At 56.9% G+C, this 19,613-nt stretch carries 12 protein-coding genes; 5 read left to right on the top strand and 7 right to left on the bottom strand.

Annotated features, from left to right (window positions below; translation table 11 throughout):
* Positions 1-7: 7 nt before the first annotated feature.
* On the bottom strand, positions 8-1,432 hold the full coding sequence (gene yvcK / locus JTM80_RS09990) for a gluconeogenesis factor YvcK family protein (protein WP_172358237.1): 1,425 nt from the start codon (positions 1,430-1,432) through the stop codon (positions 8-10).
* Between the two features lie 763 nt (positions 1,433-2,195).
* Between yvcK and JTM80_RS09995 the strand changes: the two genes are divergently transcribed.
* Positions 2,196-2,978, top strand: coding sequence for an ABC transporter ATP-binding protein (locus JTM80_RS09995; RefSeq protein ID WP_172359081.1), 783 nt, complete (start codon positions 2,196-2,198; stop codon positions 2,976-2,978).
* Positions 2,979-3,057: 79 nt separating this feature from the next.
* On the opposite strand, the gene JTM80_RS10000 is transcribed toward JTM80_RS09995, so the two are convergent.
* Both JTM80_RS10000 and gyrA read right to left on the bottom strand, forming a co-directional pair.
* On the bottom strand, positions 3,058-6,111 hold the full coding sequence (locus JTM80_RS10000) for a GAF domain-containing protein (protein ID WP_205371102.1): 3,054 nt from the start codon (positions 6,109-6,111) through the stop codon (positions 3,058-3,060).
* 584 nt (positions 6,112-6,695) lie between these two features.
* Entirely contained in the window at positions 6,696-9,218 is a 2,523-nt protein-coding gene (gene gyrA / locus JTM80_RS10005) for a DNA gyrase subunit A (RefSeq protein WP_172358234.1), read from the bottom strand.
* Positions 9,219-9,586: 368 nt separating this feature from the next.
* Between gyrA and JTM80_RS10010 the strand changes: the two genes are divergently transcribed.
* Positions 9,587-9,985 carry a response regulator gene (locus JTM80_RS10010; protein WP_172358233.1) on the top strand — a complete coding sequence of 133 codons (399 nt, stop codon included), beginning with the start codon at positions 9,587-9,589 and terminating at the stop codon, positions 9,983-9,985.
* Positions 9,986-10,494: 509 nt separating this feature from the next.
* Positions 10,495-11,595 (top strand): glycoside hydrolase family 10 protein, encoded by a 1,101-nt coding sequence (locus tag JTM80_RS10015; RefSeq protein WP_172359080.1) that lies wholly within the window; start codon positions 10,495-10,497, stop codon positions 11,593-11,595.
* A gap of 116 nt (positions 11,596-11,711) precedes the next feature.
* On the opposite strand, the gene JTM80_RS10020 is transcribed toward JTM80_RS10015, so the two are convergent.
* Both JTM80_RS10020 and JTM80_RS10025 read right to left on the bottom strand, forming a co-directional pair.
* Complete coding sequence (locus JTM80_RS10020; protein ID WP_172359079.1) at positions 11,712-12,575, bottom strand: tetratricopeptide repeat protein; 864 nt, start codon at positions 12,573-12,575, stop codon at positions 11,712-11,714.
* A 282-nt stretch (positions 12,576-12,857) separates the two neighbouring features.
* On the bottom strand, positions 12,858-15,365 hold the full coding sequence (locus tag JTM80_RS10025; protein WP_205371104.1) for an ATP-dependent Clp protease ATP-binding subunit: 2,508 nt from the start codon (positions 15,363-15,365) through the stop codon (positions 12,858-12,860).
* Positions 15,366-16,397: 1,032 nt separating this feature from the next.
* Here JTM80_RS10025 and JTM80_RS10030 point away from each other — a divergent pair.
* Both JTM80_RS10030 and JTM80_RS10035 read left to right on the top strand, forming a co-directional pair.
* Positions 16,398-16,646, top strand: a complete 249-nt coding sequence (locus tag JTM80_RS10030) for a hypothetical protein (protein WP_205371105.1) — start codon at positions 16,398-16,400, stop codon at positions 16,644-16,646.
* 228 nt (positions 16,647-16,874) lie between these two features.
* Positions 16,875-17,396 carry a YbaY family lipoprotein gene (locus tag JTM80_RS10035; protein WP_205371106.1) on the top strand — a complete coding sequence of 174 codons (522 nt, stop codon included), beginning with the start codon at positions 16,875-16,877 and terminating at the stop codon, positions 17,394-17,396.
* 86 nt (positions 17,397-17,482) lie between these two features.
* On the opposite strand, the gene JTM80_RS10040 is transcribed toward JTM80_RS10035, so the two are convergent.
* Together JTM80_RS10040 and JTM80_RS10045 are read right to left on the bottom strand one after the other, a co-directional pair.
* Complete coding sequence (locus JTM80_RS10040; RefSeq protein ID WP_205371107.1) at positions 17,483-17,812, bottom strand: hypothetical protein; 330 nt, start codon at positions 17,810-17,812, stop codon at positions 17,483-17,485.
* 58 nt (positions 17,813-17,870) lie between these two features.
* Complete coding sequence (locus JTM80_RS10045) at positions 17,871-19,460, bottom strand: hypothetical protein (protein ID WP_205371108.1); 1,590 nt, start codon at positions 19,458-19,460, stop codon at positions 17,871-17,873.
* Positions 19,461-19,613: the final 153 nt, after the last annotated feature.

Genomic DNA, 19,613 nt, shown 5'->3' on the forward strand with positions numbered 1-19,613 from the left:
GGCTCCGCTACCGAATCCCGGCTACGCGGCTATACCAGCGCAGCAGGATGCGGGCGAGGCGATCGCTGTCGTGGCGCACCAGGCCCGTCTCGACTTCTTCGTCGATGACGTTAGCGATGACTACGCGGCGACCCGTTTGCATCACGCCTTCTCGGTCAAAGTAAACCGGATTTGAGCCTTCCTGGGCGTAGCGGATGAGTGAGTGGGCAGAGGGCATTTTCTTTTGCACCAGAACTGCGTCAAACAGGCGCTTGCCCTGCGTCACCTGGTCGATGGCGCGGATATGGTCGGACACTGCATAGCCATCGGTTTCGCCGGGCTGGGTCATGACGTTGCACACATAAATCCGAGGCACCTGGCGCTGGGCGATCGCCTCTACGATTTCTGGCACCAGCAGATTGGGAATAATGCTGGTGTACAAGCTGCCGGGGCCGATGATGATATAGTCCGCCTCCTCAATGGCGGCCAGGGCGCGGGGCAACGCGGGCGGATTTGCGGGCGTGCAGCCAATTCGCACAATTTTGCCCTGGGCTTCGGTAATGTTTGATTCGCCCTCGATGTGGCGGCCGTCTTCCAAATCGGCCCAGAGGCGCACGTCGCTCAGGGTTGCAGGCAACACCTGCCCCCGCACAGCAAGAACCTTGGAACTGGCGGCGATCGCCTGCTCCAAATCGCCCGCCACCTCGCTCATCGCTGTCAAAAATAAATTGCCAAAGCTATGGCCCACTAGCCCATCGCCCGCCTGAAAGCGATATTTGAATAGCTCCGTCAGCAGCTTTTCCTCATCGGCCAGCGCCGCCAGACAGTTGCGGATGTCTCCTGGCGGCAACACGCCAATCTCCCGCCGCAGTCGCCCCGACGACCCGCCATCATCCGCCACCGTCACAATCGCCGTAATATTGGCGCTATAGTGCTTCAGCCCCCGCAGCAGCGTAGACAGACCCGTGCCGCCGCCTAGCACTACAATTCGCGGTCCCCGATTCAGACGGCGATGGGCCATCAGCCGATCCACCAGTTCTTCTTCTTCTCCCGGCATCAGCACTTCAGTAATCGACCCCAAACTGCGCGTCTGCCCCCAAAACACCAGCAGCACACCCGCCAGCATCACAAGCGGCCCGCTGATATAGTTCGGCACAATCCGCGTGATGACCTCCAGCACATCCCCAATTAGCTGCCCCAAGCGAAAAATTGGCGTTTGACGCGACCAAATCGCAATCCCCAGCAGCAGCAGCAGACAGCCCCCAACGGTGATAAACAGCCACCGCTTGACCGATAGCCCTGGCGATAGCCATTTGAACCATTGATTCACCCGATGGGGTGTGCGATGGCGGCTTGCGGCTCTGGGTGCAGGCTTTTTGGGTAGGTTGGCCCGGCGGAGGCGCGGCTCAGGCTTGATGGCCTGGAGGGCGTGCTTTAGGAGTCCGTTTGACATGGTGACCTGGCTAAGGCAAAAGGGCAGCGACGCTGCGTATCAGTTTATACTCTGGAAATCGGACTGGGCTTTGCAAACCTTATCACGCTCTGATAATGCTCTAGCCGCGTGGCATTTCACAAGTGAAGTCGTAACCGGATGACGCTGCAATGTCACCCATCTTAGTCACCCATCTTAGTTACCCATCAAACTAGTCATAAACTAGGACTGTGGGATGCGCTTGTGTAAAGTCTTGATGAATTCGTGATGAAGTTTCGGAAGCTTCCCCGTGATTGCATATTCCTACCTGCACGTTCCTGCTTACACTTTCCTACTTGCATGTTCCTGCTTACGCCACTGCTTACGCCACTGTTGTTCAGGGTCAAATTTGGTCTACTTCCGCTGCAAGGATATTAGCCTATCTCGATCGAATCCACGGTTGATTGTTTGAAAGAGCCAGCCTTCGCGTGCCTGGGGCGGATAGCCCCTTTCACTCTGCAACTACTGCGGCTTTGCGAGACTGGTCTTATCATTTGGGTAGCCGGAGGGATGCCAGTTGGTAGGATGCTAGTCGGCGGGATACTAGTCGGCGGGATACTAGTCGGCGGGATACTAGTCGGCGGGATATATGTACGAAGCGAACGTGCGGATGCAAGAAGAGGGCACACTGGAAGCAGTTACACCGGGGGAAGGCACGCTGGAAGCAAGCACACTGGAAGCAGACACACTGGAAGCAAGCACCCTGGGGGAAGGCACACTGGAAGCAAGCACACAGGCGCAAAGCATGGGCGAACCGTTGATTGAATTGCGCGGTGTGAGCAAGGCCTTTGGCGATCGCATCGTGCTAGACGAAGTGGATTTAGCCATTTACCCCAATGAGGCAGTGGGCATCATCGGTCCTTCGGGCACTGGAAAATCAACCATCCTTCGCCTGATTGCGGGGCTGATTGCGCCGGATGCAGGCGAGATTTATCTGAAAGGGCAGCGCCGCACGGGGCTGGTAGACGAGGGTAAAGATCCCTTTGGCGTGGGTATGGTGTTTCAGCGGGCGGCCCTGTTCGATTCGCTGACGGTGGATGAAAACGTTGGCTTTTTGCTGTATCAGCACTCTCGGTTGCCGCGTCACCAAATTCGTCAGCAGGTGGAGCGGGTGCTGGAAATGGTGGGGTTGCCAGGAACGGGCGATCGCTATCCGTCGGAACTCTCTGGCGGGATGCGCCAGCGGGTTAGCTTTGCCCGCGCTATCCTAAAAAACCCCGACAATCCGGCGGATAATCCTGAACTGCTGCTCTATGACGAACCAACTGCCGGGCTAGACCCAATCGCCTCCACCGTAATTGAAGACCTGATCCGCAAGCTGCAATGCACTGAGGATGGCTGCACCACCTACGCCATTGTGACCCACCAGCACAGCACCATTCGCCGCACTGCTGACCGCATCGTTTTTCTGCATGAGGGCAAAGTGCAGTGGGAAGGGCGAGTGGAGGAGATCGACACGACGGACAATCCAGCCATGCGGCAGTTTTTTACAGGCAGCGTGGACGGGCCGATACGGGTGGCTGGTTGATGGGAAACAAGCGGATAAGGCGATGACGAGAAATGCTTCAGAAATGCTTCAGAAAGCTCCTCGTCCTTGCCCCCGCTCCCTAGCGCTCTCCTGAGGTCAACTCCAAGCTGGGCAGCGTAACGGTAAAGCAGGTTTCTCCCCGGCTGTCTTCGGTGTGGCTGCTTTCAACGGCGATCGCCCCGCCCAGTCGTTCTACCAGCCGCTTGACCAGCGCCAGCCCCAGTCCTGTGCCGCCATAGCGCCAGGGATCGTTGCTGGGAATGCGATAAAACCGCTCAAAAATGCGATCGCGCTCTGCTTCAGGGATTTCAACTCCTGTGTTGGTAACGCAGATTTGGAAGAGGGTAGGCGCGTTGGGGTAGGCTGGCTCGGTTGGGTCGGCGAAAGATTGGCCACTCTGATGGTGGTTGCGCGATCGGTTCCACGGTCTGGCTTCGACGGTGATGCGCTCTCCAGCGGGGGTATACTTGCAGGCGTTGGTCAGCAGTTCCGTCAAGATGCGCTCCAGGTAGGACGAGTCGGTGATGAGCGGGGGCAGGTTTGCTGCAACGTTAATGAACAACTGCTGCTGATTGTCGCGGGTCTGCTCGATAAACGCTTCGGCGATGTGCGGCACCCAGAGATCGAGGCGGATTTCGCTAGGCAGCAGCGGATCGACCTCGGCATCAAGATGCGACAGGTCAAGCAGGTTGTTGATCAGGTCTGATTCGCGCTGGCACTCGTCTTGCAAGATTTGGAAGTAGCGCGTAATGGGGTTGCTGCGATTCCCGTAGGGATCGCTTCGCGAATCGCCCAAAATGCCCAGCCGATTCAGGTGAATTTCCAAAAGCTGAATCGACATCTTGATGCCTGCAATGGGGGTGCGTAGCTCATGGGACACCGTGCTGAGAAAGTCGTCCTTCAGGCGATTGAGCCGCTCTAGCTCTTCGACCTGAGACAGCGATGTGTAATAAAGTCGGGCCTGCCGGATGGCAATCGCACATTGCGTTGCGACCTGCTGCACTAGGCGAATCTCCGCATCGTTAAACCACTGCTGGCGCTCTCGAAATAGCCAGATATCGCCCAAAATCCCCTGATCGTCAAACACCGGAAATGCTAGAACTGCCAGAGATTCTTGCACTTGGGGCAAGGGATCAGGAGCCATTTGGCAAAACTGAAAAGGCAGTCCCGCCAGCAATTGTCGATACAGATCTGGCTTGTCGGAAAACAGCACGGCCTGCCCCTCGGCGCTGGGCAGCCAGGTCGTGTACTCATAGCTGATGATGCTGCTTTGCAGGTCAGGACTGTAGGTTGCAGTCCGGCAACACAAGATACCGGGCAATCCTTGCCCAACCTCCTCCACCACGCCCTGCAAAATCTGGGCTTCGTCCAGGCTGTCGCGCACTTTGTCAGTAATTCGCTTTAGCAGTGCCTCGAACTCTAGCGCCTGCTGCAATTGGGCAGTGCGATGGGCGACCTGATGTTCTAAATCATCATTTAGCCGCTGCACCGACTGATACAGGCTCAACTGCTGAATGGCGATCGCCAATTGATCAACCACCGCCTGCACCGTTTCCAACTCCCAGCTTTGCCACTGCCGCGACGGTTGCTGATAGTTCAGCGATAGCGACCCCCAAACCCGCCGCTCTGCCGCCTCCGTTTCGGCTATGCTAATTCGGGGAATCGGAACCAGCATCCACGCACCTGGAAAATGCTCCGCAAAGGATTGACTAATGGGGTCGGGTTCATCGGCCAAACTGCTTACGTGCATGACTTGGAGTTGCTTTAGCCCGGCTGCGATTGGATTGCCTTCATCGGGAATGACCACCCCGTTGGCATCAGGCAATTCTGGGCGGTTGCGATAGCTGCATACGTTGATCCAGCAGCCTTGTTCAGGCTGATAGCGCACCAGTTCCGCCCGGTCGAGCCGCAGCATTTCCCCGATTGCAGTCGTGGCGTTGGCGAAAACCGTTTGCAAATCCAGAGAATTGCGAACAGCTTGGACAAGCTGGTTCACAAGCTGTTCTTTTTGGGCTTGCTGTTGGGTTTGTCGATACAGTTCGGCTTGGGAAATGCCAATCGCCAGTTGGGTGCTGAGCTGTTGCAGCAGGTCTTCGCTGAGGGCATCCCACTGGTGCGGCGCGGTGCAATGGTGAGACACCAGCAGTCCCCACAGCCGATCTTGTACGACGATGGGAATGATCAGCACCGCCTGCACCTGAAGCTGGGTCAACATCTCTCGATAGCAGTCCGACAAATCATCACGCTGCACATCGTTGACGCGATGGATGCGACCACTCACGTAGGGATGCGAGTCGGGGAGGGACAAGGATGCCGCGAAGCAGGGATCTTCGATGACTCGATCGAGCAGTGATAAAGGGTCGCGGGCGACCGACTCGGCGACGACTTTGCCGCTCCAGTCGGGCTGAAACTGGTAGATCAGCACCCGATCCACCTTGAGGAAGTGTCGCACCTGTTCCACTGTGGCGTGTAGCATGGTCTGCAAATCGAGCGACTGGCGGATGGTTTGTGCTAGCCGGGTGATGAAGCGCTCTCGCTCAATTGCCTGCTGTTCGGTTGCGAGGGTCTGCTGCATGTCAGCCAGCGATCGCCCCTCCAGGTTTTCAGCCTCTTTGTTAGCCCCTTTGTCAGCCTCTTTGTTAGCCTCTCGTTCAGGGTCGTTTTCAGAATCATGGGCATCGCCCAGATCTCGCAAAATTGTCAGGTGAAGATCTGGAGCAAGGCCGGCGGCGATCGCCCGATAGGCGACCCAGCGCAAGCGGCCGTCGGCTTTTAGAATTAGCGTTTGTCCAGACTGTTGGCGATCGCGCAAAAAGTGTGCCCAAGCAGCCTCAGACTGGTACTCTAGCGGCACAAAATCCTGGAGTCGCCGCTGACACAGCGCGTCCACAGGCAATGCCAGAAGATTGCTGGCCGCTGGGTTGGCAGCCCGACAATAACCCGCATCGTCAAACGCCAGCACTGCGTCAAAAGACAGCCCAAAGAGGACTTGCAAGACGGGGTTTGCTTCAAGATCGGTGAGTGGCCTGGCGGCTGGGTTTCCGATGCGCTCATCGTAGATGGACGGACGGATGGGAAAACCCGTAACAGCGTCGCCAGACTCTGGAGGCGGAAGAGACTGTTCAGGGTTCATGTCCCTAGTCAAACTATGGCTGATGCTATAAATGCAGCGATTGGTGCCAACCAAGGATGGCAAATCGTTGCTTGCTTAGTAATTGAAAATAGAGAAAACTCGGAGCAGCTAGACTTAGTTGCCGGGATGCCGGAGCGCCTGATGGCACACTAGAAGGAGAACTTCACCCTGAGCCATTCGAAAATCGAATTATATCTGCAAACGTTACCGAGTAGCTGTCGGGTGAACGTCCCTCTTAAGCCGCTTCGACCGTCATTTTGGGGCTGTCGGTCTCGACGCAGCGTCTATCAAAAACTAGCGCTGGGAATAAGACCCTTATTTGCGATTGGTTGGGAGAAAACATTCAGGGAACGGATTGGGTGAACCGATATATTGGGTGAGTTGAAAGGTTTGAGTCTTCTAGTGTAAGAAGCAGCACTTTACAGGCCATCGACAAAATTAGAGAACTTTCTTGGAAACGAGGGCGATCGCCCGCTGTAATTGGGTGTTTTTACGATTACACTCTCGGCACAAAAACATCAAATCAGGGCACAAATCAGGGCACGCTGTGGGTTGCTGCGGCTGGAATTTGAGAAAGAGAAAAACTATTGCTCATCCTGAGCCTCTTCAGTCTCATCTTCGCCGGGCAAGAGGGCGGGAATGAGGGTAGTAATGGACTCGGTTTTGGCAAGCTTGAGCAGTTTTTCGCCGCTCGTCGTGCCGCTGGGGAAGGACTCGGCAGGAAGGCGGGCGAGGCGATCGCCACTGGTCAGCACAGTTACCATCGTCCCGTCGTAGGCCGGCACCAGCCCCACCACCGCATCCGTCTTGGCCACAAACTGGAGCGCCTGACCCAAGTCCCCACGATTCGCCAGACGCAGGCTCCGCACGGGCAGCCGCTTGCCCATGCCCTGGCGCGAAATCAGCAGGATCTCGTCGTCCGCCGTCAGCGCAACGCAGCCCGCCAGGGTTTCCTGCTTGCCCAAGCGAATAGCCTGCAAGCCTTGTGCAGTGCGGCTTTGCACCGGAAGCTGGTCTTCGTTGATTTCAAACCGCAGCATCCGTCCGCCTGCGGTCGCTAGCACAAGCTGTTCGCCCTCAGCCGCCAGCAGCGCGATTTGCAGCGTGTCGCCGTCTTTCAGCTTCAGGGCCGTCAGCCCTCGCCCAGTTAGGTTCGTAAACTCCGCCAGCGGCACCCGCTTGATCCGCCCCTGGGCCGTCAGCATCACCAAATCTAGGCTTTCCAAAAACTCTGGAGCCAGCACAAACTGCGCCACAATCGCATCGTCTCCGGTCTGCGCTCCCGGCGGCAGCAGCGTCACCAAGGGCGTTCCTCGCGACTGGCGCGAGGTGGGGGGAATATCGCCCACCTTAAGCGTGTAGGCCTTGCCGCTGCGAGTCAGCACGAGCAATTCTTGGGTGGTCAGGGCCGACTCGGTTTGCAGGGCGGGGTCTTCGCTGTCGATCAGCGTTTTGGGCGGAGTGTCTTCTTGTTTAGCCTGCTGACGCTCAAAGGCTTTGGGTGTGAAGCGGCGCACGTAGCCGCGCTGGGTAAACTCCAGCACCACTTCTTCCTCAATCACTTCTTCAGCAATTTCGGCCAGGGTTTCGGCTTCCTCGGCCCGCTCGGTTTCGGTTTGCAGGCGGGTGCGGCGCGGGTCGGCAAACTTTTTCTTGAGGGTCCGCAGGTCTTTTTTCAGAGATTTCATCAGCTCCCGGCGGTTGCTCAGGAGGGTGCGGAGTTCCTGCATTCGGGCGGCGGTTTCGTCGTACTCGGTCTGGAGTTTTTGCTGTTCTAGCCCGGTGAGGCGACGCAGCGGCATAGAGAGGATGGCATCACACTGGCGATCGCTAAAGTCGAACTCTTCTCGAAACTGGATCTTGGCCGCGCCGCCGTCGGGCGCGTTTCGCAAAATTTCAATCACCCGATCCAAATTTGCCAGCGCCCGCAGCAGCCCTTCTAGGATGTGAATGTGGCTTTCTGCCTTGTCTAGCTCATAGCTGTATTGGCGGGTGAGGGTTTCTTCGCGGAAGGCGAGGAACTGTTGCAATAGCTCCCGCAGCGGCATCTGGCGCGGTTGCCCGTCGGCCAGCGCCAGAAAAATTGCGCCAAAGTTGCTTTGCAGTGGGGTCATCTTATAAAGCTGGTTCAGCACCCGCTGGGGGTTGGCTTCGCGCTTGAGTTCAATGACCACGCGCATCCCGTCGCGATCGCTCTCGTCGCGAATGTCTTGAATGCCCTCGATCCGCGTCTGGTTCACCAAATCGGCAATTTTCTCGATCCAGGCGGCTTTGTTGACTTGGAAGGGCAGTTCTGTGACGACGATGGCGGTGCGGCGATGGCGACCCCGTCCCGGCTGAATTTCTTCAAACTGGGCAATGCCGCGCATGGCGATGCTGCCGCGCCCGGTGGTGTAGGCATCGCGGATTCCCTCCGTGCCCACGATTTCGCCGCCTGTGGGAAAGTCGGGGCCAGGAATCAGCGCAAAAAGCTGGTCATCGGGCAGGTCGGGGTTGTCGATCAGCGCCACTAGCCCGTCCACCACTTCGCCCAGGTTATGGGGCGGGATGTTGGTCGCCATGCCCACGGCGATGCCAGACGACCCATTCAGCAGCAGCGTCGGCAACTGGGCTGGCAGCACGACGGGTTCCTGCTGCGAGTTGTCGAAGTTGGGGATGAAATCGACCGTGGCTTCGCCAATTTCCGTCAGCAGCGCCTCGTGGCTGATAGCGGCAAGGCGCGTTTCGGTGTAGCGCATGGCGGCGGGCGGGTCGTCGTCTACGGAGCCAAAGTTGCCGTGGCCGCCCAGTAGCGGATAGCGACTGGAAAAATCCTGCACCATCCGCACCAGCGCGTCATACACCGCCTGGTCGCCGTGGGGGTGATATTTACCCAGTACGTCCCCCACCACGCGGGCGCACTTGCGGAAGGGGCGATCGGGCGTTAGTCCCAGTTCGTGCATGGCGTAGAGGATGCGGCGATGCACAGGCTTTAGCCCGTCGCGCACGTCCGGCAGCGCCCGCCCCACGATGACGCTCATCGCGTATTCGAGATAGGATTGCTGCACTTCGGTATGCAGCGCTGTGGCCACCACTTGGCCGGCGGAGAGGTTGAGCTGTCTAGCCATGAGCGTGTTTAAGGACTAAAAGGCAGGTGAAACGAGCGAGAGAACAGGGGCGTAAGCGATGCCCGAAACCCAACCATAGCGCTAATTTCGCATTTATCAGCAGCATTACTGAATTGCAGAGAATCTGCAAGTAGAGCGCAGGCTTGGGGGCGATGGGGGAATCTGCTGGAGCGAATTAACCGAGGGGGATGGGAAGACGGGGCGATCGCCATCATTGCCAGCTAGACTTTTGTGAAATGCTTTGTGAGATGCTATGTTCAGGTTTTATCACTCTTTTATAGTTCTTCATCATGTTTCCTTAACTGCTGGGGTAGGAGATATTTCATGCTTTTGGGTAAGGGTGAATAACGGGGAGTTAGACAATTGGTATGAAGACCGTTCTAATTGTTGAAGACGATTTAATTAACGCTCGTGTCTTTTCCAAGATTTTGACCAAGCGGGGCGGGCTAGAAGTTCGCCATACCGAGAATGTGGATGAGGTCATGGAGATTGCCACGGCGCGAGCGGCGGACATCATTTTGATGGACGTGTCGCTGTCGCACAGCGTCTATCAAGGCAAGCCCGTGGACGGCATTAAGATTACCCAAATGCTGAAGGCTGATCCCAAAACGGCGGATTTGCCGATTATCCTGGTTACGGCTCATGCGATGGAGGGCGATCGCGAGAATTTCCTGAAGCAGAGCGGAGCCGACGACTATATCTCCAAGCCCGTGGTGGATCACCAGCGGTTTGTTGAGCAAATCATGTCGCTGCTGCCCCAAGAGTAATTTGATTCTAGTACATTTGTATGAACTTGCCGCTCCCGCATTCGCAGAGGCGGCTTTTTGTGGGGCGGGGTTCTGCGGCAGGTAGCGCTTTCCAAGCCAGCAATCCTTGGGGGATGCTTTTCCCAAAAATCCCCGCTTGGGGGATTGAAGCGCGTCCCCCAAACCCCCTCCGACTTGGCGATCGGCGGTGAAACTGAGAAACAGCGCAGCAGGTGCGGTCGGCGGATCGCTCAGATTGCCGCCCTGATTACCCCCTAGAGGATGTTTGTGCTGAAAGGGGCAACTTGTCGTGGGAACTTCTGTTTGAGTAGAGAAATCCTAAAATCTATCTGCAAAGCCAATCAAGAAAGTCAATCCCACGACAAATCGTGAAATTTCGACAGTTCTACTCCGCTTTCCTGCAATCAACTCCTTTTTCGGTCTTTCCTGCCAGCGTTTTCACAGCTTTTCAACGGCGGACGTTTCGCTCCTGGCGCACGAGGCTAACCGCGCTGGGCCTGGCGCTGTCTATGCTGCTTCACTTGCCGCTGGGCGGGATGGCCCAGGCTGCGCTGCCCACCACGGAACTGCGGGGCGTTTGGCTTACTAACATCGACAGCGATGTGCTGTTTTCGAGCGATCGCCTCTCGGAGGGACTCCGCCGCCTTTCCCGCCTCCACTTCAACACGATCTATCCCACTGTCTGGAACTGGGGCTACACGCTGTATCCCAGCGCCACGGCCGAGCGCGTCATTGGGCGACGGGTAGACCCCCACTCCGGGTTGCAGCAACGCGATATGCTCGCTGAAGCCGTGCAGCAGGGACATCGCCTGGGCATGGCCGTGGTTCCCTGGTTCGAGTTTGGCTTTATGGCCCCGGCAGATTCGGAACTGGCGCGACGGCATCCCGACTGGCTGACGCAGCGGCGCGACGGCTCTCAGGTGGTCATGGAAGGGATCTGGCCCCGCGTCTGGATGAACCCATTCCATCCGCAGGTGCAGGAATTCATCTTGAGCTTAATTGCCGAACTCGCCGCCAACTATGAAATCGATGGGCTGCAACTGGACGATCACTTTGGGCTGCCCGCCGAACTGGGCTATGACCCCTACACCATCCGGCTCTACCAGCAGGAGCATCAGGGCCAGTCGCCGCCCGCCAATCCCTACGATGCTGAGTGGACACGTTGGCGAGCCAGCCGCATCTCTGCCATCATGGTGCGCCTGTTTGAAACCGTGAAATCCTACCGCCCCGACTGCCTGGTGGCCCTGTCGCCCAACACCCAGGACTACGCCTATCGCCACTATCTGCAAGACTGGAAGACCTGGGAGCGGCGCGGCTATGTAGAAGAACTGATCATTCAAATCTATCGGGATAACCTGTCCAGCTTTGCAGCCGAACTCAGCCGCCCCGAAATCGTCGAAGCCCGGAGCCACATCCCCGTTGCCATTGGCATCCTAGCCGGACTCAAAGATCGTCCTGCCCGCCCAGAGGTAATCCGCCAGCAGGTCTTTGCCGTTCGGCAGCAGGGCTTTGCGGGTGTGTCGTTCTTCTTCTACGAAATGCTACATGGGCGCGATCGCACGCTCCGCACGCTATTTCCCAGACCCGCTCAGCGGCCGAGGGTGGGGTGATGGGGGAGAGGCGAAAAAATGAAGAACGAAGAACGAAAAATGAAGAACGAAAAACGGACTCTCTTCGTTCTTCGTTCTTCCCTCTTCGTTCTTCCCTCTTTTCCCTCTCCGTCGCCCTAACCTCCCGACTGCCGAATCTGCGCCAGCGTCTCGCGCATCCGGGGAAGCTGGAGGAATCGTCGGGTTTGCTCAATCAGGCGATCGCCCCACAGGTTTTCCCGCAAAAAGTCGATCTCGGCGTAGCGATCGTCCAGGTTGAGGGCGGCTTCGCCCATCGCCAGCGCTTCTTCCTGCTTGCCCTGCACAAACAGCGCCACAGCGACCGCGAGTTGCGGCTCGGCTTGCGTTCCGTCGATGGCGATCGCCTCGCGCCATTTTTCCAGCGCCCCGTCGATGTCGCCCATTTCATACAGCACCAGCCCGATGTTGTTGATGGACGGCCAAAAATCTTCCTGAAGCTCGACCGACTTTTCGTAGCTCTCGATCGCGTCGGCGTAGCGCTTTTGCATATAGTAGGCATTGCCCAGGTCAAACCAGGCACCGGGTTCGTCTGCCTTCAGCGCCAGCCCTTTTCGCAGGTATTCGGCGGAGCGGGCATAGTTCTCGGCGCGAAAATAGGCCGTGCCCAGGGCAAACAAGATCGCCGGGTCTTCTCGGCTAAGGGACTCAGCCTTGAGTAGGGGGGCGATCGCCTTGTCGCCCTGGCCCACTTGCAGATACAGACTGCCCAGCAGCGCCCACACCTGCCCATTTTGCGGCACAAGCTGCGTCGCCAACTGCGCCCGAATCAGCGCCAGTTCATACTGCTGAAACTGCGCGAGTTGCGCCGCTTCCTGCGCCAGACTCAGCCCCTGCTGCTCCATGCGGGCATAGTCCAACTGGGGCACATGGGGAATCAACGCCTGGGCGATCGCCGGACGCGCCCAAAACCCTGCACCCAACACAAACGGCAGAGCCAAGAGAGGAAAACGCTTCAACACCATCAATTTCAGCTTCAGCAAGGTTAATTCCAGCACTATCGTTAAATACTGAGCATAGCTTAGACGATGACTCGACAGATCGCCAAAAGAAATCACTAAAAGAAATCGCCGAAATCACGCCTTATCATTTCGATATTTTGGCGCTCAGTTTCAGTGCATACGCTCCTTGCAGTCAATAGTCCGGACAATTGCTCCCGCATGAGAGGCGACAAGTGGAGTCGGCCCTGCGGGAGCAATGCCTTTTAATTAAGTTAATTAACTTAATTAACTTAATTAACGGACTTAATTGACGGATTGCAGCACTGGCACATCCTGGCGGCGAACGCGGATCTGTCCGTCGTCGTCCAGATCAACAATAGCTGTGTCGCCTGCGCGGATTTCGCCCGTCAGCATTCCCTCCGCCAGCGCGTCCTCCAGCAGGCGGGTGACGGCTCGGCGCATGGGTCGCGCTCCGTAGGCAGGGTCATAGCCCTCCGCCAGCAGCCGTTCTTTGACGGCATCGGTGACGATGAGCGCCATGCCCTGTTCGCTGAGACGCTGATTCACCTCGCGGATCATCAGGTCGGCCACCTGCGTCACCTCGTCGCGAGTGAGCGGGCGGAAGACGATGATTTCGTCCAATCGGTTCAGCAACTCAGGGCGGAAGGACTGCTTTAGCTCGTCGTTGATGCGATCGCGCATCCGGGTATACTGCGAGTCGCCTTCGCCCAGATCAAAGCCCAGCCCGCTGCCGCTTTTTTGGATGGCGCGAGAACCGATGTTGGAGGTGAAGATGATCAGCGTGTTCTTAAAGCTGACCGTGCGCCCCTTAGAATCCGTCAGGCGACCGTCTTCCAGCAGTTGCAGCAGGATGTTGAATACGTCGGGATGGGCCTTTTCGATTTCATCGAACAGCACCACCGTATAGGGCTTGCGGCGGACGGCTTCCGTCAGTTGACCGCCTTCGTCGTAGCCCACGTAGCCTGGGGGCGAACCGACCAGCTTCGACACCGTATGCGGCTCCATAAATTCCGACATATCCAGTCGGATCATCGCCTCCTCTGACCCGAAGATGGCCGCCGCCAGCGCCTTGGTTAGCTCTGTCTTGCCCACGCCTGTCGGCCCAGAGAAGAACAGGCTGGCAATGGGCCGATCCAGATCCTTCAGCCCCACGCGCGATCGCCGGATGGCCCGTGCTGCGGCCTTCACCGCCTCATCTTGCCCAATGACTCGCTCGTGCAGCCGTTCCTCCAGATGCAGCAGCGAGATAGATTCCGATTCCGTCAGCTTGTTTACCGGAACGCCTGTCCAGGATTCGACCACCTGGGCAATATCCTCGGCAGTGACCGTTGGCGAGGGGGCAGGAAGAGCAGGGGAACCAGGAAGAGAGGAGGGTTCAATCATCCCCACCGCCTGATCCCGGACTCCTGCACCCTGCCCCCTGATCTGTGCCTCTAGCTCGCGCTGGCGATCGCGCAGTTGGGTGGCTTTGTCAAAGTCCTGCTCTTGCACAGCGGCGTTTTTCTCAGCGAGGACGCGGCGTAGCTCCTGCTTCAGCTCCCGCGTAGGAGCCTGGGCCGAATAGCGGAAGCGGACACGGGAGCCAGCCTCATCGATCAGGTCGATGGCCTTGTCCGGCAGGAAGCGATCGGTAATGTAGCGATCGCTCAGGGCGGCCGCTGCGGCCAGCGCTTCGTCCGAAATCAGCAGGTTGTGATGCTGCTCGTAGCGCTGGCGCAGACCCCGCAAAATCTCCACCGTTTCCAGCACCGTTGGCGGTTCTACCATCACAGGCTGAAAGCGGCGTTCGAGCGCAGCATCCCGCTCGATATGCTTGCGATATTCGTCTAGCGTAGTGGCACCGATGCACTGCAACTCGCCCCGCGCCAAGGCAGGCTTCAGCAGGTTGGCCGCGTCCATGCCGCCCTCTAGCGAACCTGCGCCCACCAGGGTATGAATTTCATCGATCACCAGGATGACGTTTCCTGCCTCGCGCACCTCCTGCATGATTTGCTTGAGGCGTTCTTCAAAGTCGCCCCGGAAGCGGGTTCCTGCCAGCAGCGTGCCCATGTCTAGGCTGATCACCTGGCGCTCTAGCAGCAGGTCGGGAACGTCTTGATTCACGATGCGCTGGGCCAGCCCCTCGGCGATCGCCGTTTTGCCCACACCTGGCTCCCCAATTAGCACCGGATTATTCTTGCTGCGGCGACCGAGAATTTGCACCACCCGCTCCACTTCTTTTTGGCGGCCCACCATCGGGTCGAGCTTGCCCTCGGCGGCTAGCTCTGTCAAGTTGGTGCCAAACTCTTGCAGCATTTTGGGCTTGCGGTTGTTGCGGCTGGAGCGCTTGGTCGTGCTGCCCACGGGCACTTCGGCCACTTCGCCCACAGCGCGAATCACCGTGGTTCGCAGTTGATCCAAATTGACACCCAGGTTTTCTAGCACCTTTGCAGCGACGCTTTCCTGTTCCTGGGCCAGGCTCAGCAGCAGATGCTCAGTCCCCACATGGCGCTGGTCGAGGCGGCGAGACTCCTGAAACGCTTGCTCAAAGACTCGTTTTGACTTGGGGGTAAAGGGAATTTCGGGCGGTACGAAGCCAGACCCGCGCCCAATAATATTTTCGACCTCGTGGCGGGCGGCCTCCACGGTCACGCCCAAATCGGTCAGCACGTCTGCTGCAATGTGGTCTTTTACCAGCAGTAGCCCCAGCAGGATTTGCTCTGTGCCAACGAAGTTGTGTCCCAGCCGACGAGCTTCTTCCTGGGCTGCCATCACCACAGCGATCGCTTTTTCAGTGAAATACTCAAACATCCTCAGAACCTTGAATGAGGTTTGCCCGGTTTGCCAACTGGCTCCCCGTCAGAAGCACATGCCGCGAGTATTCAGCGGTTCATGCAGTCCCAATACTGGTGCATATGAATTTTTATGTACTCCGTAGTTCCAATGTATCCGCATTCTCGCCTCGATAGCAGGGAGGATAACCGTATCTACCCGGAGGAGTAGGGGGTTAAGGAGTTGCTTGCCCTGAAATGCGATGCCCAGCGAGATGCCCAGCGAGATGCCCAGCGAGATGCCCAGCGAGATGTCCAGCGAGTCGGAAGAGAGTTGGAGATCTAGATACTGTTTCGGTCGTCAAGGTGCAGGACAAGGGCGTGTTTTAATACCCTTCGATCCCCCTTAGCCCCCCTTAACAAGGGGGGGAACCGAGCCGAACCACTCTGAAAGTCCCCCTTAATGAGGGGGATTTAGGGGGATCGACTCAAGGCAACCAGCGACTTAGAAAGTTTTAAGACACTGCCTAGGACCTGACTGCCTGACACATCTCTGGAAACCCCTGATTTCTCGTAGGGGACGCTGGCCCAAAAGCTCCTCTGACCAAGCCCTCCGGCTCCAACTCAGGAGCTATGGGCTTCGATCCCAAGACAACGAATTTTCTGGGCTTTCGGGACTTGTGTCAGGCAACCAGGCCTAGGACTCTTTCGGAACTATTCAACCTTGTGAATCGTACTGAAGTAAAAGGGGGCACAAAACCTCCCTTTGGATAGAAATCGGGTGCGGTAGACCGTCCGTGGCGCGGTGCGGTCTGGGTTCGGTCTGCGGGAAACCCATCCAATTTGGGCAACATTCCACACCTGCAAAACCCTCGTCATGCCTGGGCTAGGGCTAGATACTGTTATTCATTCACTATTCACTTGTGATTCATTCGCGATTCATTCGCGAGTTGCGATCGCCTAAGACTGGGGCCAATGCTCGACAATTCCAATCCTGTCCGCTGACTTTTTCTGATCTCTCTGACATCTTTTGCTGACATCTTTTCTCCTATCTATCTCCGAGGCTCTCATCATGTTCCAACCCACCCATCTACTGGTTTCGCGCTCTCGCAAAACCCCCGTCCAACTCATACCCGGTGCCAATGGGCTAATGCTGCTCACCGAGACGGAATTTAACGCCGGAACGGAGGCAGCGTTTGAAATGCGCCCTCGTCTGGGGATCTTTTGTAAAGGTGTGCCCCTGGTGGGCTATAGCCTGCAACCCATGCCTGCGTCTGTGCCTGCTGCGCCCAGCGCGTCTGCGGTTAGCTCCGCCTGCTAGGGACAGCAATCGGATCGATTCTGGATTGTGGATTTGAGATTTTGGATTGCCCGCAAAGCGTCTGCGGGGCTGTCAGCAATTTCATTCATAGCTCTGGCCAGGAAAATTAACATCGGGGCATGGACTAAGCTTGACTGGCTGGGTCTATCTTTCATAGACTATGCCAACCCAAAGCCCCCTAAAGTGTGCGCTGTGAGCAATATGCCTGTGATGCCACCGCAAGTTGGATTGTCTCTAGTTTCTCCGCTGCTTGGCCTGCTGGTTGGTACAGTGGCGATTCCCACAGGGATCGCCTCGCGAATCGCCCAAACCCCGGCTCCAGAGGTTTCCCCAGAGACTACGCCGGATGCTACACCAGAATTGCCATCGGAATCGTCACCCGATCTACCGCCCGAACTGCCCCCCGACGACCCCCAGGCCCAGGCCTCCGTCAGCGGCGCGGTCGTCTCGCTCCAGCGCAGCGCCCTCCCACCCAGTGCCATTCTTAGCGTGCAACTGCTGGATCTGACGCGGGCCAGTGCGTCTACTGTGGTGCTAGCAGAGCAGACGATTCGCACCAACGGGCGACAGATGCCGCTGAATTTTGAAATTCTCTACGATCCAGCGCTGATTCAGGACAATCACCGCTACGCCGTTCGCGCCCGCGTTCTGATCGATGGGGCGCTCGCCCTGACCAGTCCCCAGACCTATCCTGTCATCACCGGGGGCAATCCGAGTCGGGTCGAGGTGCGGGTAGAGCCAGTAAGGTGAGGGAAAAGGGAAAAGGGAAAAAAAGAAAAACGAAAATCGAAGAACGAAAACCGAAACCTCTTCCTTCTTCGTTCTTCCTTTTTTCCCTACGTGTTCATCCGCTCGTAGATTGCCGAAGCCGAGGGCGAGTAGCGCGTCAGGTAGGAGAAAATCCAGAACTTGATGCAGGAATCAATAAACACGGGCACTGTGGCGATAAAGCCGTTGATAAAGACCTTGCTTTCGGGCAGGCCAAAGTGATGAAACACGCCTTCGAGGATGACTTCCCAGCCCTCGGCAGAGTGGAACCCGACGAAAATATCCGTTACCAGGATAAACAGGAACACTTTCGCGGGGTCGCTGAGGGTGAGGAAGGTGCGGTTGGTAAAGTTGCCCAATAGCCGGAGGCGATCGCGCCCAAAGTAGACCAACCCCATTAGCACCAAAGAAGAACGAAAACCGAAACCTCTTCCTTCTTCGTTCTTCCTTTTTTCCCTACGTGTTCATCCGCTCGTAGATTGCCGAAGCCGAGGGCGAGTAGCGCGTCAGGTAGGAGAAAATCCAGAACTTGATGCAGGAATCAATAAACACGGGCACTGTGGCGATAAAGCCGTTGATAAAGACCTTGCTTTCGGGCAGGCCAAAGTGATGAAACACGCCTTCGAGGATGACTTCCCAGCCCTCGGCAGAGTGGAACCCGACGAAAATATCCGTTACCAGGATAAACAGGAACACTTTCGCGGGGTCGCTGAGGGTGAGGAAGGTGCGGTTGGTAAAGTTGCCCAATAGCCGGAGGCGATCGCGCCCAAAGTAGACCAACCCCATTAGCACCAAAATCGAGGTTAGGTCGGCCAGCACGTTTTTGAGGCCGTCAAGCTGCTTTTCGCGGGCTTCGCGCCATAGCTCGACGGCTTTTTCTTGCAGCGCCCGTTCATATTCGCGGGCTTCCTCCTCGAGATCGGTGCGGAGTTCGGGCAAGTTGGGCAGGTCAGTTGTCACGATGATGCCACGCGATGGGCTGCCGTGGGCCATCCCTGGAGCTATGCCGGGCGATCGCCCATCGAGCTGGTGGGCAGGCTCGGTCGGTGGCCGTCTAGAGGCAACGGTCAACACATCAGCAGAGGAGCGCATTAGGGTTTTATCTTCAATCGCTTGGTTGAAAAAGGAGCGGTTGCGTTGCCAAAAAGGAGCCTGCGATTGTTCTGCGACAGGTGGCTGATAGTTTTTCAGCAAGTGCCGAATTTCTAGGGCTTCTCGATATTCACTAAATTTGGCGAGAAATTCTTCTTCGATTTCTGTGCTGAGTTCGACGGCAGAGGGATGGCGATCGCTGTAACTACCTAGCAGTGGTTCAAATATCAAATTTTTGGTTAGTACCTGCGTCAGCAGGGGTAGCAGCAACAACACCGCTAGCCAGCGCAGGGCGATACGGTTTTGCTTGCGGCGCAGGCGCAGTTCGGTGACAATTTCCTGCTCCGAGGGTGGGCTTAGTTCTTTGCTCAATTCCTTACCGATAGAAGACAGCCGATTCAGGATTGAGTCAGAACTGTCTGTTTCGCCAGAGTGCATAGGCGGCAGCGGTTTGGACCCAGAGACTTTACCGCGGCTAGTTCGCAAATCTTTGGTCAGCTTGCCGGGTTCTGGAGCGGCAATAGTCGTATCAGCCATTGTTTCATCCCCCGCTTCTGCCGCTATTTGATCAAGCATGTTGTCCAAATCGCGATATTTGCCGATAACTCGCTCGATAAAGCCCAGTTTTTCCAAAATTTGCTGTTCCTGAGCAGTCGGTACAGCAGATTCGGGGGTGACATCGGTATTTTGCAAAAAGCTGCTCAGGCGAAATCGGGTGAGGTTTGCCCGCACGCGCAGCAGTTGGCGATCGCGCTTTGTTTTGACGTAATCAAACACCGTCTTGCTGAGGTCGGCGCGAAAAGCGATGCGATCGCCCCCAAAGTATTGACGTTCTAGCTCCTGAATTTGCAGCGCGCCGCGATAGGCCTCATCGAGCGATCGCAGTTGGTTTTGCACCAGCCAGCGGTTGATCTGATTGGCTCCCGCAGCCCACCATTGCTTGTCATTACTCATCCGCGAATGCTTGTCTACTTATCTAGGTGATTTTCAAAACTGATTCACAAACTGGCTAATGTTGGCCCACAAGCTTGTTTATAGGCCGGTTTACAGGCTGGTTTTGCGACTTTGCAATCCTGCCTGCATTCCATCAATCTGCCATCCAATTTT

It is taken from the genome of Thermoleptolyngbya sp. PKUAC-SCTB121, from assembly GCF_016919485.1.
GTDB classification, from domain to species: domain Bacteria; phylum Cyanobacteriota; class Cyanobacteriia; order Elainellales; family Elainellaceae; genus Thermoleptolyngbya; species Thermoleptolyngbya sichuanensis.